Consider the following 15,315-nt stretch of genomic DNA (forward strand, 5'->3'; position numbering starts at 1 on the left):
TACAAAAAATGGGGCAGAAAAACTAAATTTTCTACCCCTATAGCCTAAATGGACTTTTTCAGTGCCCTCCTGGTTTACCGGGGCTTTTCTTTTGTCTCCCCATCACGCGCGTCATTGCGAGCGAAGCGTGGCAATCCCCTACTTACAGAGCGGCTCTGCCTATCGGGGATTGCCACGCTTCGCTCGCAATGACGTTATAAAATATTTTATTGTTCAATTGCACGCACACATTTTATTACCATATTTGTTATCAAACTGATTTTAACAAATTATCCATTAATAAAGGTACACATGCAAGAATTAGACCCCTCCGTACTACAAAAAGTAAATACATGGCTTCAAGGCAGCTACGATGCTGATGTTAAACAACAGATACAAAAATTACTGGATGATAAGGCATATACAGAATTAACCGATTCATTTTATAAAGACCTTGAATTCGGAACAGGTGGTCTTCGCGGTATTATGGGCCCCGGCTCAAACCGTGTTAATAAGTACACCATCGGTACCGCTACCCAGGGTTTAGCCAACTATCTTAAAAAAACTTACCCCGGCGAAAAAATTAAAGTAGCCATAGCGCATGATAGTCGTAACAACGCCGATCTTTTGGCTTCTACCACGGCCGAAGTTTTTTCGGCAAATGGTATCCATGTGTATTATTTTGAAGCCTTACGCCCAACACCCGAGCTTTCCTTCGCGGTACGCCACCTGGGTTGCAAAAGCGGGGTAATGCTTACCGCATCGCACAATCCAAAAGAATACAACGGTTATAAAGCTTATGGTGATGACGGCGGTCAGTTAGTTGCCCCGCATGATAAAGCTGTAATGGACGAAGTAGCAGCTATAAAAAGCATTGATGAGGTAAAATTTAACCGCGTTGAAGAAAATATAGAAACCATAGGTAAGGACATTGATGATCTGTACCTGGCCGAAATTGTGAAGCTTTCAGTATCGCCAGAAGCCATTAAAAGACAAAAGGATCTTAAAATTGTATACTCGCCAATCCATGGTACAGGTATCACTCTAACACCAAAGGCCCTGCAGCTTTTTGGCTTTGAAAATGTGATACTGGTTGATGAACAAACCACGCCAGATGGTAATTTCCCAACCGTAATATATCCAAATCCTGAAGAAAAGGAAGCATTAACACTGGCGCTGAAAAAGGCCCAGGAAACCGATGCCGACCTGGTGCTGGCAACCGATCCGGATGCCGACCGTGTAGGTATCGCCGTTAAAAATGACCAGAACGAATTTATATTACTTAACGGTAACCAAACCGGCAGCTTGCTCATCAATTACTTGTTAACCGCATGGCAGGATAAAGGTAAACTTACCGGCAAGGAATACATTGTTAAAACCATTGTAACCTCCAACCTCATTGAGGCGATTGCCAAAGCCAAAAATGTGACCTATTATAATACACTTACAGGTTTTAAATATATTGGCGAGCTGATGACCAAATTACAAGGCAAGGAAACCTTTATTGGTGGCGGCGAAGAAAGCTATGGCTACCTCATAGGGGAGTTGGTACGTGATAAGGATGCCATTGTATCCAGCGCGTTTATTGCCGAAATGACCGCCTTTTATAAAGATCAGGGAAGCAGCTTGTTTGAAGCTCTTATTGATACCTATATCCAGTATGGTTTCTATAAAGAAAAACTGATCTCGATCACCAAAAAAGGTAAAACCGGTGCCGAAGAAATTGTGGCGATGATGGATAAATTCAGGAACAATCCGCCTGCTACATTGGGCGGATCAAAGGTGATCACCCTGAAAGATTATGAAAAAGGCATAGAAACTGATTTGAACAGCAATACCACCAAAGCGCTGGAATTGCCAAAATCAGATGTATTGCAATTCATCACTGAAGACGGAAGCATTATATCTGCCCGTCCATCGGGTACCGAACCTAAGATTAAGTTCTATTGCAGCGTAAATGGAAAGCTGGCCAGCAAAGCTGCTTACCATGAAACCGACCAGCAACTGGAAGCAAAAATCGATACCATTATGAAGGATCTGGGAGTTTAATTACTTTTAAAAAAAAAATATATCAAACACAAAAGGCGCCTTAAGCGCCTTTTGTGTTTTTATCCAACGCGTCATTGCGAGCGTAGCGTGGCAATCCCTAACTATACAGAGCGGCTCTGCTTATCGGGGATTGCCACGCTATCGCTCGCAAATGATGTAGAGGGGGATGTTGCTAAAACCTTTTAAAATAAAATCCCAATATCTTTCGGATAACCAAAGGCTTTTATATTTTTACGGCTACCATTAAAAAATCTTTATGCTCACCAGAAGACATTTTATCAAACTGAACGGCGTAGCCGCCGCGGGTATTACCCTGGGTGTTACACCTTCATTATTTGCCAGCACTTTGCCAGCGTTTGAAAGTAAACGCCCTAAACTGGCCGATCGTAAATTTACCAGTAAGGCGGTTGAGGCCCTTATTCAAAAGGTGAAAAAAGATATTAAAGATCCCGAACTGGCCTGGCTGTTTGAAAACTGCTATCCCAATACCCTGGATACTACCGTAAACTATTCCGAAGCCGGTGGTAAGCCCGATACCTTTGTAATTACCGGCGATATTAACGCCATGTGGATGCGCGATTCATCCGCACAGGTTTGGCCATATTTGCCACTGATCAAGACCGACACGGCGCTTAAAAAGCTGATACAGGGCGTATTGAGCCGCCAGGCTAAGTGTGTGCAGATAGATCCCTATGCCAATGCCTTTAACCAGGGGCCAACCGGCAGCGAGTGGGATACCGACAATACCGATATGAAGCCGGAACTGCACGAGCGCAAATGGGAGATCGACTCACTTTGTTACCCGGTACGACTGGCTTATAATTACTGGAAGATCAGCGGCGACAGCAGCTTTTTTGATGAAAGCTGGCAAAAAGCCGGTAAGATCATCCTGAAAACCTTTAAGGAGCAGCAGCGTAAGGAAGGCAAAGGCCCTTATCATTTCCAACGGAAAACCGAAGTTGCCAGCGATACCGCGCCTAACAGGGGTTATGGTAACCCGGTTAAACCTGTAGGGTTGATCTGTTCTATCTTCCGCCCATCTGATGATGCCACCATTTATCCATTCCTGATCCCGTCAAACTATTTCGCTGTTACCAGCTTAAACCAGATGGCCGAAATGTATGCCACCATCGGTAACGATAGCGGAACATCTGCCGCCTGCCGTGCCCTTGCAGCCGAAGTTGATGCCGCACTTAAAAAATACGCTGTAGCCCAGCATCCGGAGTATGGTAAAATACTGGCCTTTGAGGTTGATGGTTACGGTAATCAGTTATTTATGGACGATTCCAACGTACCCAGTTTGCTGGCATTGCCTTACCTGGATTCTTTGCCGGTTACCGACCTGCTGTACCAAAATACCCGTAAGTTTGTGTTAAGCCAAAACAATCCTTACTTCTTTAAAGGCAAAGTAGCAGAAGGCATTGGCGGTCCGCACGTTGGGATAGGTTATATATGGCCTATGGCTATTATTATGCGTGGCTTAACCTCTACCCATAAAGATGAGATCACCGAATGTTTGCGGTTATTAAAGACAACACATGCAGGCACGGGCTTTATGCATGAGTCGTTCAATAAGGATAATGCCGATGATTTTACCCGTAAATGGTTTGCCTGGGCTAACACTTTATTTGGAGAATTGATCATCAAAACACACCAGCATTATCCGGATATATTGCAGGAAATCATTTAATACGATTTTTAATATATGATTTGTATTTAAATACGAATTTTTTCAACTAAAATCATATAAAATATTATTATATAAAATAATTTTTTGTATTAAATATTTATATTGAATTTATTATTAAAAATATTTTATTATTTTTTGTTTTTAATATAATAAATGTTCACTTAAATATCCATTAATCCTTTAAAATGTGGAAAAAAACCACTTTTAAGGCAGTATTTTTTTGCTTTAAAAGTTTTTAATTAAAAAAAAACATTATAGATTAGCTTTAGTTAAAACAATAAACCTCAATAATTTTAAAAGGAGTAATTAAATGAAAAAATTTACTGAAGTAAAAGAGCTTGTAGCTTCATTGGAGGCCGACGCCGACAAATTCTACAACAAAGGAAACAGCGCTGCCGGAACACGTGTTCGTAAAGGCATGCAAGATCTTAAAAACCTGGCACAGGCTATCCGTCTGGAAGTACAGGAAGCTAAAAATAAAGAAGCTTAGTAGGATTTTTCTTATTCCAATAAAAAACCCGGTTATATGATAACCGGGTTTTTTTGTTGAAGATTATTTGCTTATGAAAGCTTGTCTGTTTCCAGTTTAATGGCGTCGGCTATCTTACTGCTTACCGGTACCAATGGCAGGCGCAAATGCTCGTCACAAACACCCAGATGTTTCAGGGCGTTTTTGGCACCTGCGGGATTACCTTCCACAAACATTAATCGGGTAAACTCAACCAGGCTGGCGTTTATTTTTTGCGCGGCTTTGTAATCGTTATTAAGCAATAAGCTGATCATGGCCGACAGTGGTTTAGGCAAAGCATTGCCGATAACCGATATCACACCTACAGCTCCCATGGCCATCATAGGCAGCGTAACCGGATCGTCGCCGGATATCACTAAAAACGCCTCCGGCTTATCGCGCATCAGGTGGTTAAACAGGTCGAAATTGCCTGAAGCCTCTTTGATGCCAATAATATTTTTAAAATCACGGGCCAGACGTACGGTTGTTTCGGCTGCAATAGTGCTGCCGGTACGGCTGGGTACATTATATAAAATTACCGGGAGTGGCGCAACCTGTGCTATCGCTTTGTAGTGCTGATAGATACCCTCCTGGGTAGGTTTGTTATAGTGCGGACTTGATGATAATATGGCATCGTAACCGGTAACATCAAATTCTTTGACTTGCTCAACTACCTCATGAGTATTATTACCGCCTATACCGGCAACCAGATTTACGCGCTTCTTGACAACCTCCGCGGTAAATGCCCAAACCTGCTTTCGCTCGTCGGCATTCAATGTGGCGCTTTCGCCGGTTGTACCTAATGATACCAGGTATTGCACCCCGCCATCAATCAAATGTTCAATAAGGTTTCTCAAACCCTCGTAGTCAACTTGACCATCCGCCTGAAAAGGGGTCACCATGGCTACCCCTGTTCCGTAAAATATATTCATGAGTAAAATTAAAGGACGCTAATATAGTGATTCGTGGTGAATAGTGAGGGGTGAATGGTGAATGGTTGGTAATGAATAATAAATGTACTGAGATCTTTTTGGCTAATAAAAGCCGAATGAACCAACTACTCACCGCTCACTATTAACTATTCACCAATCACAAACTCACCCCCAGCCTGATAGCCGAATTGGTGTTGCTGCCGCTGTTGAATGATTTGCCATACATCAGCCTGATATTTAGATATTGCAGACCGAAACCAAGCTCGGTATAATTTTTAAGCGTAGGGGTGTACAGGTAGTTTACATTCACAATTTCCTGCAGCTTCAGTTTGCGGATGAGCGGGATCTTGTTAGTGATAAAGCCCATGAAATTGTGCTCCAGGTGACCTTCGGCGTATTTATCGGGCGTGCTGAAGTTGTAATAATCCAATAGCAGGAACCGGTTAATGCCGGGGGTATAGGCCAATAGCTGGTTGCCGTCGAAGTGTTTATAATCGGGAAAGTACAGTTTGTTGGCATTCAGGAATTTACCTGCGCCTATAAAAAAGGAAGTTTTGCCATAAAAGCCCATATCGATGTTTGATTTGGATATATCGGCGCTTAGCAGGTCATAATCTACATCAGATCCCAGTACATTTTTTATGCCTTTGGTGTAATTTATACCGATGGTAGGGTATTTTGATGGCAGGTACTTTCGCCCCGATGGATAGGTTTCATACTGATCGCTAAAATTGTAGCTGGTGCGTAATGCTATTTTGAACGATTGGTTTTCCGGGAACAGCGGAATATCCAGCGCCGGATTCAAAGGATTGTTGGAGGTGAACTCGTGATTTTGCGGACTAAAGAAACTATACGTAGTACTGTTGGCCAGTGATTTGCGATTGGCCCACTCTGCCGTGGCGCTCGCCAGCCATCCGCCCACAACGCGACCGGATAGCGAAGCCGATACAAATTGTTTTTGATACAGCTTCTGATAGTTTTGCCGCTCAAACAAAGTATACAGCGAATTAACAAGGGTAGATACCGGCTGCTGATTGTTCAGGTCGGTGATGTCTGAGCCTCCGCGGATACCAAGTGTGAACCGCTGGCCTACAGGTATGGCTGCTCCCACAGTGCCATTGAGCAGATGATTCGAAAAACCGTAACGGATATGACCATCCAATAGCAGCGAACGGTTATTAAGTGTGTCGATTACTTTGGTATATGATACGCCGTAGTTGATAGCGAGACCTTCTACCGTATTATAAAGCGCCGAACCTAATAGGCCATCATAATGGAAAGTTTCCTTTTTATACCGGTTGCGGACATCCACGCCGGTGAGCAACATCCCCAGGGGTTTTACCTCATTATTGGCCTTATCCAACGAATCGAGGTATTGTTTCGACTCGCGTTTGTGGGCCAGTTTATCCTTATTGATATAGTCGGTCTTTTCTTCGTTGGTGAGGGGGATAGGGCGTTGCTGGTTCCAATAGGTCGAATCTTTGTTGGTGCCTTTGTCTATCCGCAAAACTTCGGCAAAATTGGTTTTGGCAAAGCTGGGCTCCAGGTCGTAATTTTTATATATCGAAATATAATAACCGCCAACTTTAAAGCCCAGTAAACCTCCTGTAAATTCAAATTTAATACTGGCTGGCATCCAGGCGGTATTATTGTTCACAGGGTAAAATTGCTGGTTTACTTTAAGGGTATCAACCAGGTTGATGTTGGCCTTTTTGGTAATGAACAATTGCAGGGCCGATAAGCGCCAGCTATCATCCAGTATATAAATGTAGCCCTCAAAGCAAGGGTCATGCGCGCGTTTGGGCGTTACCTGAATCTTGTTGATGGTTTCGCCGTTCTCAACAGAAATACCCATCCATTTGTAGTTGTAATAGAACAAGGCATTATCAGCAATAGGCGATACCAGCGGACGATTGCTCAAGCCATCCCATGTTTCAAAATTCTCATAAAAATTAACCGCCATATCCGATGCACGGTTAAAGCTGAACGCCCGGTTTTGTCCCGATACTTTGGAGGATACCTGCACTTCATGTACTTTGTTGGGCCGTACAAAACTATATTTTGATTCTGACTCTGACAGATAAACAATGCCTGTACGGTTGGAGTCGAGACCAGCCTCGTTAGTAGCTTTCTGTACATCAAAACCCAGGAACTTTTTGGGTGCGGCCAATAGCTTTTGCAAACCTTTAATGTAAATATCGCAGGTGTAAGCATTAACTTCGGTCAAATAAGTTTTACGTTTTTTGATGGCCTTGCGGATGATGGTATAGGCAGGGTCTTCGCCGCCAGCGTGTATAGAGATAGCTTTAAGCTGATAGGTTTCGGTTTGGAGCGAGATATTGATCACCTGGTTACCACTAAGACCCACCTGCCGGCTTTGCTGACCATAGCCTACTGCTTTGTATTGCAGCTCGTAATTACCGGCGCTTAATTGCAGCTGGTACACCCCTTCGCTATTGGCCGAAGTGCCCTTGGATGTATTTTTAACATAGATGGATGCGAAGGGAACGGGTTTGTTTTGCTCGTCGGTTATTTTGCCGCTGATGGTAAATTGCTGGGCAAATAGAGGTGCGCCCCATGATAAAAACAGGGCAAATAGTAAGGCATGTTTCATTTAGCAGGTAGTTTGTACTAAGATGAAACTTAATTACTAAATGTTACAACACAGTTTTGTTAAATAATGTGAAATAGACTAAAAATAGAAATGCCGGTATTTTAACCGGCAATCTCAAATCTCATATCTAACCAATCATCGCCAGTAACTCCTCGTCACTGATAATGGGGATATTTAATTTTTGCGCTTTCTCCAGCTTTGCGGGGCCCATATTATCACCGGCAACTACGTAACTGAGCTTGGCCGATATACTGCTCAGTATTTTACCGCCATTTTGCTCTATCAGATCCTTCAACTCATCGCGCGAGTATTTCTCGAACACGCCGGATATGATAAAGCTTTGTCCGCTTAATTTTTCACTGGCCAGTTTTACTTCTTTAATGTCGGCAACAAACTGCAGGCCCAGGGCTTTTAATTTTTCAATTTCTTCCCGGTGTTTTTCATCCGCGAAATAATCAATCAGGCTTTGGGCTATGCGCTCGCCAATTTCATCGGCGGTAACCAGTTCTTCCTGGTTGGCGGCCATCAGTCCGTCTATCGATTTAAAATGGATGGCCAGTTTTTTGGCAACGGTTTCGCCAATGTAGCGGATGCCCAGGCCAAACAGCACTTTTTCAAAAGGCATTTGTTTCGACTTCTCGATACCTTCCAGCATGTTGGTGATGGATTTATCGCCAAAGCGGTCCATCTGTTTTAATTCATCTGCATGCTCATGCAGCTTATAAATATCACTGATATGACTGATAAACCCCCGCGAATACAGGGTTTCGATGGTCTCATCACCCAGTCCGTCAATATCCATAGCCTTGCGACCGATAAAGTGCTGCATTTTACCCACAATTTGCGGAGGGCAGCCTTCATCATTGGGGCAGTAAAAAGCAGCTTCGCCTTCCTTGCGTTCCAGCGGGGTATTGCAGGCCGGGCAGGTAGTGCGGTATACTACGGGCACAGCATTCTGCGCCCTTTTTTCTGGATTTACACTGATGATCTTCGGGATGATCTCGCCGCCTTTCTCCACAAAAACGGTATCACCTTCGTGCAGGTCCAAACGGATGATCTCGTTGGCGTTGTGCAGTGTAGCGCGTTTAACCGTGGTGCCGGCCAGCAATACCGGCTTTAAATTGGCTACCGGTGTAACAGCGCCCGTACGGCCAACCTGGTAACTTACGCTCAGCAGTTCGGTTTCCACCCGTTCGGCTTTAAATTTATAGGCTATGGCCCAGCGCGGCGATTTGGCCGTAAAGCCCAACTCCTGCTGCTGCGAATAATTATTTACCTTGATCACTATACCGTCGGTATCATAGCTCAGGCCAAACCGGTCCTTATCCCATTTGGCTATAAATTCAAATACTTCGTCAATATTACTACAAAGGCGGCTATGTTCGTTGGTATGGAAGCCCCAGCTTTTAACAGCCTGCAGGCTTTCCCAGTGAGTTTTAAACACGGGTTTTTCGGTATACAAAAAATACAGGAAACAATCCAGCGGGCGTTTAGCTACCTCGGCCGAATCCTGCATTTTAACGGTGCCCGAGGCAAAGTTGCGGGGATTAGCATATGCAACCTCTCCGTTCTCTAAGCGTTCGTTATTGAGGCGTTCAAAGGCTTTGCGGTGCATAAAAACCTCGCCGCGTATATCAAAGTAGCTGGGATATCCGGCACCTTCGTGCAGACGTTTGGGTATGGTGTTAATGGTGCGTATGTTGGCAGTTACTTCATCGCCCTGCACGCCGTCGCCTCGGGTAACGGCACGTACCAGCTTGCCGTCTTCATAAGTTAAACTCATAGACAGGCCATCAAATTTCAGCTCGCATACGTACTCAAAGTTATCGCCAATAGCTTTGCGTATGCGCTGATCAAAATCAAGCAATTCCTGTTCATTGTAGGTATTGCCTAATGACAGCATGGGCCAGCGGTGCCTGTAAGTCACAAACTCCTTGGTAATATCGCCGCCAACTTTTTGCGTCGGCGAATCCGGATCGGCAAACTCCGGAAATTCTTTTTCCAGCTTATTGAGCTGTTCTAATTTCTTATCAAAATCAAAATCGGCAATGGTAGGCATGGCGAGCACATAGTAGTTGTAATTGTGCTGTTTTAACTCGGTTGTTAAGGCCTTGATCTGGTTTTTGGCTTCCGCTGGTGACATAGATGCGAAGTTAAGAAATTACTTTATTCATAGTTTACAAACTATAAAACTGGATGTAATTCAAATTGTCGGCCGGCGGTCGACTCACCCTGTCATCGCTGCGCTCGACATCCTTCTCTTCGCCTGCGGCGGAAAAGCCTCACCCAACCCTCTCCAAAGGAGAGGGCTTTAAAATATTCTTTTTTGAAGTCTCCCCTTTGGGGGAGATTTAGAGGGGAGTTGCGCCGTAGAGAGGGTCGTCCAGCGTAGCGCAGACGGGGTGAGTCCACCGCGCGACAATATTCTTACAAACTATAAACGCTGTTTTGGCCAAATATAAAAATGAATAAAAAGTTCAATTGTTGCTTAATAATAAATATTTAGTTTCGTTTTGTGTAATATTTATTAAATATTTAATTATTAGTCAACTTAAACCAAAACAAAAATGAAACAAATTAGACTACTGCTGCTCGCAGTTTTGCTGATGCCTTTCTGTGCACAGGCACAGGTATCCAAAAAACATCACCCGCATCATGCTAAAGGTCACCAAAACAATGGCCTGGTAAGGGGCATTGCCTATGCCGACTTTGTAAAATCGGTATCGGACTTTGCTGATAGTACCAAGAAACCTTTGGCCGATACTGCCTGGAGACTCTGGAAACAAGAAAAATGGGCCCAACTGGAACAGTTTTTTACCGCTAACAACCTGAACGGCGGCTGGCCGCCAAACCGTGGTGCAGTCGATCTGAAAATAGTAACCTTGCCCGCTGGTATAGAAATTGACCGTTATGGCGGTTATTTTGATGCCGACAGCGTATTCCAGGACCGTGGTACATTTGTATCCAAAACCGGTGTGCCTTTTCCGCAGCGCGCTTTACCCGATAAAACACTAAATTCGCCTTACCGTGTTTATAAGATCCTGAAACCTATACCCAATGTAAGGCGGGGCACCATTATTCCCTGGTTTGGTAAACCCGGTTTAGGTATCCAGTACGAAACGCCGTACATTATTAATGACCTTAAAAAAGAAGGTTATATAGCAGAGGAGAAAAAAACTAAATAACATCAACCATGATCACAAAACAGGAGAAGATAGGATCACTGATCTTTGACGGAGCTGAGCAGGACGTTATATCCCGCTCCTTTAGACCGGACATTAAAACAGACTTTGAAGGCGCTATTGCATTTGATGAAGCTGTTAAACATGATTTTGAGGATCTGCGGGGCGTTATTGGCGAAGATGATTTTGAATCCATCGTAAAAACCGGAGGGTTTACAACCGATGGCGGCTTTTTGCATCAATATCGCGGCAGCGCTAATCTGAAACTATATTTTTACAAAACAGGTAAAACGATAGTTGTTTTTGCCTACGGCGAATTTCAGCCAACACGATATAAGCTGTATCTGGAAGGCGTGTGGGTGGTTAAATAGATATCTCGTGACTCAAGAAAAACAGACGGTCATCCTGAGCTTGTCGAAGGATCGTGCGTAGAGGCCTGCCCACCATGCTTCGAAATCAGCATGACAGCCTCCGCTGCTGCGGGCTTCCAGTCCGTGGTATGCACGCTTCAGCTTTCAGCTGAACTAAAGCCGGAGGCTTTAAACATGTTGCCCACGAGATACGCTACGCTAATCTCGCGGGAGCAAGAGAATCGACTCACCCTGTCATCGCTTCGCTCGACATCCCTCTCTCCGGCTTCGCCGCATAGAGGGAGATTGAAGGGCTTAGTACTTGTTTGTCATACTGAGTTACCCTCTTTGCCGCAAAGCGGCAGAGAGGGTCGTCCAGCGAAGCGCAGACGGGGTGAGTCTTAGCCCGCGTTTTAATTCACCATGCATTGGTCGCCTAGACCCACTATGTTTCGACTAGATCAGCATGACATCCATTTATAAAGAAAAGCTTATTACTTATCCGTAGTTACCGATTCATTCACCACACTCATCGGGAAACTAACACCCCCGGGCACTTTTGGATTATCTTTAATATCCACCGTACCGCTGATCACCTGTTTGCTTTTGGATTCGCTGATCCAGCCGGTAACTTTATCAGCCTTAATGTCGGCGGTCATGGTGCCGGTCATGTTATATTTCATGGGCATATTGCTCACCTGCTTAAAGTCGGCAGCGGCGTCGGTGGCCAGTGTACCTTCGCCATGGATCACATAGCTGGTGGGGCTGATATCGGTTAACTGGTAAACGGTACTTGTTTTTGCCGACATGGCGCTTTCCAGACTGGTGTTGATTGTCCACTTGTCGTTTTTGGACACCGGTGTTTCCGGGAAAACCGCCGTAGCCAGTTCAATGCTCCCTTTGATGGCTTTGGCGCCGAACGACTGCAGAAACTGGTTTTTGATCTGATCTTTCTGTGGCCCTTGTACCTGCGGGAAGCTATCCAGTACCGACGAGATCATGTTCTCTACATTCTCCACCGATTTTACCCTGCCGCTTTTGGTAAATGTAGCTGTAAAGGGTTTGTTCACCAGGCCGGCCAGGATACCCGACATAAAATCGTTCGGGTCCTTCTTTTGCGAATCATAGCTTACCGGGCCGTTGGGGAGCTGCATTTTTAAGCCCAGGATCTTATAATTAACCTCCATATAGTACAGGGAATCATTGCCATTTAATACCTTAAACGAGGTGCTGCCTGTAATGGTGATCTCAATATTATTCTCCTGCCCGTTAATGGTTTGCTTGATGGCCGATGTGGTATGGGTAACCATATTATAGGTATTACCCTTAACCAGGTGCAGGGCAAGTTTTAATTTTTGCGCTTGTGACGACAGGCTAATGCCGACGATGAAAAGCAGATTAAAAAGAAATTTCATAGCGTATTTATTACAGGTTAAAGTTATTACAAAAATCTGCATCAAAAAATGCAGCAAAACATAACAATTATTTAAAAGTAATTTCGTTAACTTTATAGTAATCAATGCTCTTTATATTTCATTAGTATATTTTAACAACGGAAAGGGGGTTTTTATGTTACAGCAAATAGCATTTATACCACAGCACCAGTTTCATGTGTTGATCAATTTTAAGGATGATGAACGCATTGTAGCCGTTTTACCAAATGAAGCAGGACGATTCCGCGTGGTTGATCAAGGTAAAGTTATTGCAGAAGTTAATCTGGACAATAGCAAGCACAATGTGGTTTGCTGCCAGGGTAAACTGGAAGATAATGTATTAGCCCAACTGGAGTATCAGATTATACATCATTACGAAAATCATTACGCATAGTAAAGCATAAAAGAATTTGATAGTTCATGGGTGATGGCTTATGGTTCATAGTCCATGAGTTTTTATTATTCATGGGCTATCTCTTTTTTAGTTTAAAGTTGCAAGGTTAGAAGGTTGTAATGTTGAAATGTTTTTAGCAACAATTTTCATCTTGCAGACTTTTCAACTTTACAACCTTCTAACATTACAACCTTCCAACTCCATCCTAATTCTTACTCGCCGCTGGTTTGGCCAGCATGGCCTCTTTGATAAACTTGATAGGCGCGCCGCCGTAACTTAAAAGTTTCTCGTTAAAGTCTTTTAGTTTATATTTATCTCCCATTTTTATCTTGTAGGCATCGCGCAGGTCAATGATCTCCTTGTAGCCGGTATAGTAGCTGGTTAGCTGCACACTACTCACACTTACCCTTTTCCATTTGCCTTCAGCTTCGGCCTGTTGCTGAAATGCTTCTACGGTTAATAGTTTGATGGCCTGATCTCTGGTCATGTCGCCGCTATGCACACTGTAATCCAGTATGGTGTTACAAACCGAGCGCAGGTTCCATTTATACCACATCAGCCTCATTTCCGGTTCGTTGTTGCCATAGCCGTTATCCAGCATCATCTCTTCGGAGTATACCGCCCAACCTTCATTTAAAGGACCATTGCTAAATACCGATTTGATGATGCTGGGTGCTTTATTGGCATAAACGCCCTGTACATAATGCCCCGGCACAGCCTCATGGATGCATAATATCTGGAGGATATACTGGTTATACTCTCGGAGGTAGCTTTCGGCTTTTTCGGGGCTCCAGCCAGCCAGGCTGCCTACATTAAAATAAGAATTGCCATTTTTATCATACGGGCCTGGGCCACTCATGGAAGCGCCTGCTACGCCGGCCATATAGCCCGGCTCTTTACGGATAATAAGCGGTTTAGTAGGATCGAGCGTTACAAGATCTTTGGTTTTTACAAAATCTTTTAACTTAGGGATCAGCTGTACAATGGCCGACTGAAATTCATCCGGCTTCACATGTTTGGCCGATAAGGTATCAATCATAACCCTAATGAGCGTTAGCGTATCGCCCGGCATGGCTTTGCTGCCAAAATATTTAGGCCATAGGTCGCGGCTTATTTTAGCCATTTGGCCGTGTACGTATTTTTTGCGCTGTATAGCCGCGTTAAAGGTTTGCTGCGCATTGCTGGCCGATACATTTTCGTACTTAAATTTATCTTCATACAGATCTTTTCCCAAACGGAAATTGCGCGGGTGATCATTTTTCAAAGCCTTGAGCCAATCGGCATAACCTTTAATAGCCTGTACAGCAAGCGCGGCTCTATCGGTCATTTGTTTCTTTTCGGCCTTGGGAATGTCGGTCTTTTTGAGCGAATCGTCAAAATCCTTTTCGATCACGCTTAGTCCGCCCAGGTTTTGGTCAATGGCCAGCGTGGTAAGCTCGGTAACCGGGTTTTTAATTTGTTTCTGGGCTTCTTTGTAATAGGCGGGTACATTAGCCAGGCGCTGATAAAAGTTGCGCAAACGTTTGGTAAGAGGTGCATAATGCTCATTAAGCATATAAGCAAAGGTACCTATAACATTATAAGTAGCCGGATTCCACTCGTGTGATTTCAGGCGTTCAATTTGCCATTGGGTGTAATCCAGTTGGTTTTGCATTATTTTATAATCAATCCGGTTGCTTTCATTAAGCGTGTTCACCTCAAAACGACTCAAAGAATCTATCTGGAACTTAACAAACTCCAGCATTTTGCTCCGGCTTTGCTCACTGGGAATGTACAATAAGCTATCGTACTTATGATAGCCTACAGAAGTTGCCCAGTCGGGGTTCAGTTTCCATAAATGCTCCAGGAAGGAGTTTTCATAAGTAATAAAAGCCGCGTCGTCCTTACCTAATAGCGCGCCGCTGCCACCGCCGCCCATATCTTTTTTACAGCCGGTAAAGGCAACAAGGAAAACAATAACGGCCAGGGCCAGCCTTACGAATATATTTTTGATGATCACGGGATAAAATGATTTATTAATGCAGGATAAACTTAAAACATTTAAGGCATATAAATCAAACCATAGATTAATTTGTTACTTTTCCTGGAACAAAGATTTTTGGAACAAGGAGCAAAGACTTTTGGACTTTTGGAACAAGGACAGAAAGAGCAAAGAACAAAGACTACAGGAATAAAGAAATCCTT

General features: G+C 43.9%; 11 protein-coding genes. 6 read left to right on the top strand and 5 right to left on the bottom strand.

The annotated features are described in order from the left end of the window. The first annotated feature begins 291 nt into the window (after nt 1–291). The 3 genes from ACNURT_RS07030 (at nt 292) to ACNURT_RS07040 (ending at nt 4,208) form a co-directional block, all read left to right on the top strand. Nucleotides 292–2,028, top strand: coding sequence for a phospho-sugar mutase (locus tag ACNURT_RS07030; protein ID WP_419701135.1), 1,737 nt, complete (start codon nt 292–294; stop codon nt 2,026–2,028). A gap of 256 nt (nt 2,029–2,284) precedes the next feature. Next, complete coding sequence (locus ACNURT_RS07035; RefSeq protein WP_419701136.1) at nt 2,285–3,718, top strand: glycoside hydrolase family 125 protein; 1,434 nt, start codon at nt 2,285–2,287, stop codon at nt 3,716–3,718. A 310-nt stretch (nt 3,719–4,028) separates the two neighbouring features. Continuing rightward, nucleotides 4,029–4,208 (top strand): histone H1-like protein, encoded by a 180-nt coding sequence (locus ACNURT_RS07040; protein WP_022830046.1) that lies wholly within the window; start codon nt 4,029–4,031, stop codon nt 4,206–4,208. A gap of 71 nt (nt 4,209–4,279) precedes the next feature. On the opposite strand, the gene dapA is transcribed toward ACNURT_RS07040, so the two are convergent. The 3 genes from dapA to ligA form a co-directional block, all read right to left on the bottom strand. Next, a complete protein-coding gene (gene dapA / locus ACNURT_RS07045) occupies nt 4,280–5,158 on the bottom strand; it encodes a 4-hydroxy-tetrahydrodipicolinate synthase (protein ID WP_419701137.1) in 879 nt (292 codons plus the stop codon). A gap of 157 nt (nt 5,159–5,315) precedes the next feature. Further along, a complete protein-coding gene (locus tag ACNURT_RS07050) occupies nt 5,316–7,772 on the bottom strand; it encodes a DUF5686 and carboxypeptidase regulatory-like domain-containing protein (protein WP_419701138.1) in 2,457 nt (818 codons plus the stop codon). Between the two features lie 127 nt (nt 7,773–7,899). Further along, the gene (ligA, locus tag ACNURT_RS07055; RefSeq protein ID WP_419701139.1) at nt 7,900–9,915 is read right to left on the bottom strand and encodes an NAD-dependent DNA ligase LigA; all 2,016 of its coding nucleotides are present in this window, start codon (nt 9,913–9,915) and stop codon (nt 7,900–7,902) included. A 424-nt stretch (nt 9,916–10,339) separates the two neighbouring features. Here ligA and ACNURT_RS07060 point away from each other — a divergent pair, with 424 nt between their 5' ends. Beyond that, nucleotides 10,340–10,957 (top strand): TNT domain-containing protein, encoded by a 618-nt coding sequence (locus tag ACNURT_RS07060; RefSeq protein WP_419701140.1) that lies wholly within the window; start codon nt 10,340–10,342, stop codon nt 10,955–10,957. Between the two features lie 8 nt (nt 10,958–10,965). Next, nucleotides 10,966–11,325, top strand: coding sequence for a hypothetical protein (locus ACNURT_RS07065; RefSeq protein WP_419701141.1), 360 nt, complete (start codon nt 10,966–10,968; stop codon nt 11,323–11,325). A gap of 473 nt (nt 11,326–11,798) precedes the next feature. Here the strand turns inward: ACNURT_RS07065 and ACNURT_RS07070 are convergent, their stop codons facing one another. After that, nucleotides 11,799–12,719, bottom strand: a complete 921-nt coding sequence (locus ACNURT_RS07070) for a DUF6263 family protein (protein WP_419701142.1) — start codon at nt 12,717–12,719, stop codon at nt 11,799–11,801. 154 nt (nt 12,720–12,873) lie between these two features. On the opposite strand from ACNURT_RS07070, the gene ACNURT_RS07075 reads away from it, so the two are divergent. Then, the gene (locus tag ACNURT_RS07075) at nt 12,874–13,131 is read left to right on the top strand and encodes a hypothetical protein (protein ID WP_419701143.1); all 258 of its coding nucleotides are present in this window, start codon (nt 12,874–12,876) and stop codon (nt 13,129–13,131) included. A 205-nt stretch (nt 13,132–13,336) separates the two neighbouring features. On the opposite strand, the gene ACNURT_RS07080 is transcribed toward ACNURT_RS07075, so the two are convergent. Beyond that, complete coding sequence (locus ACNURT_RS07080) at nt 13,337–15,130, bottom strand: DUF885 domain-containing protein (protein WP_419701144.1); 1,794 nt, start codon at nt 15,128–15,130, stop codon at nt 13,337–13,339. Nucleotides 15,131–15,315: the final 185 nt, after the last annotated feature.

This window comes from Mucilaginibacter sp. NFX135 (assembly GCF_048565145.1).
In the GTDB taxonomy this organism is placed as follows: domain Bacteria; phylum Bacteroidota; class Bacteroidia; order Sphingobacteriales; family Sphingobacteriaceae; genus Mucilaginibacter.

Coding starts and splice junctions, on each gene's coding strand:
- ACNURT_RS07035 (WP_419701136.1), top strand. CDS start 2,285: ATGCTCACCAGAAGACATTTTATCAAACTGAACGGCGTAGCCGCCGCG.
- ACNURT_RS07050 (WP_419701138.1), bottom strand. CDS start 7,772: ATGAAACATGCCTTACTATTTGCCCTGTTTTTATCATGGGGCGCACCT.
- ACNURT_RS07060 (WP_419701140.1), top strand. CDS start 10,340: ATGAAACAAATTAGACTACTGCTGCTCGCAGTTTTGCTGATGCCTTTC.
- ACNURT_RS07075 (WP_419701143.1), top strand. CDS start 12,874: ATGTTACAGCAAATAGCATTTATACCACAGCACCAGTTTCATGTGTTG.
- ACNURT_RS07065 (WP_419701141.1), top strand. CDS start 10,966: ATGATCACAAAACAGGAGAAGATAGGATCACTGATCTTTGACGGAGCT.
- ACNURT_RS07040 (WP_022830046.1), top strand. CDS start 4,029: ATGAAAAAATTTACTGAAGTAAAAGAGCTTGTAGCTTCATTGGAGGCC.
- ACNURT_RS07030 (WP_419701135.1), top strand. CDS start 292: ATGCAAGAATTAGACCCCTCCGTACTACAAAAAGTAAATACATGGCTT.
- ligA (WP_419701139.1), bottom strand. CDS start 9,915: ATGTCACCAGCGGAAGCCAAAAACCAGATCAAGGCCTTAACAACCGAG.
- dapA (WP_419701137.1), bottom strand. CDS start 5,158: ATGAATATATTTTACGGAACAGGGGTAGCCATGGTGACCCCTTTTCAG.
- ACNURT_RS07070 (WP_419701142.1), bottom strand. CDS start 12,719: ATGAAATTTCTTTTTAATCTGCTTTTCATCGTCGGCATTAGCCTGTCG.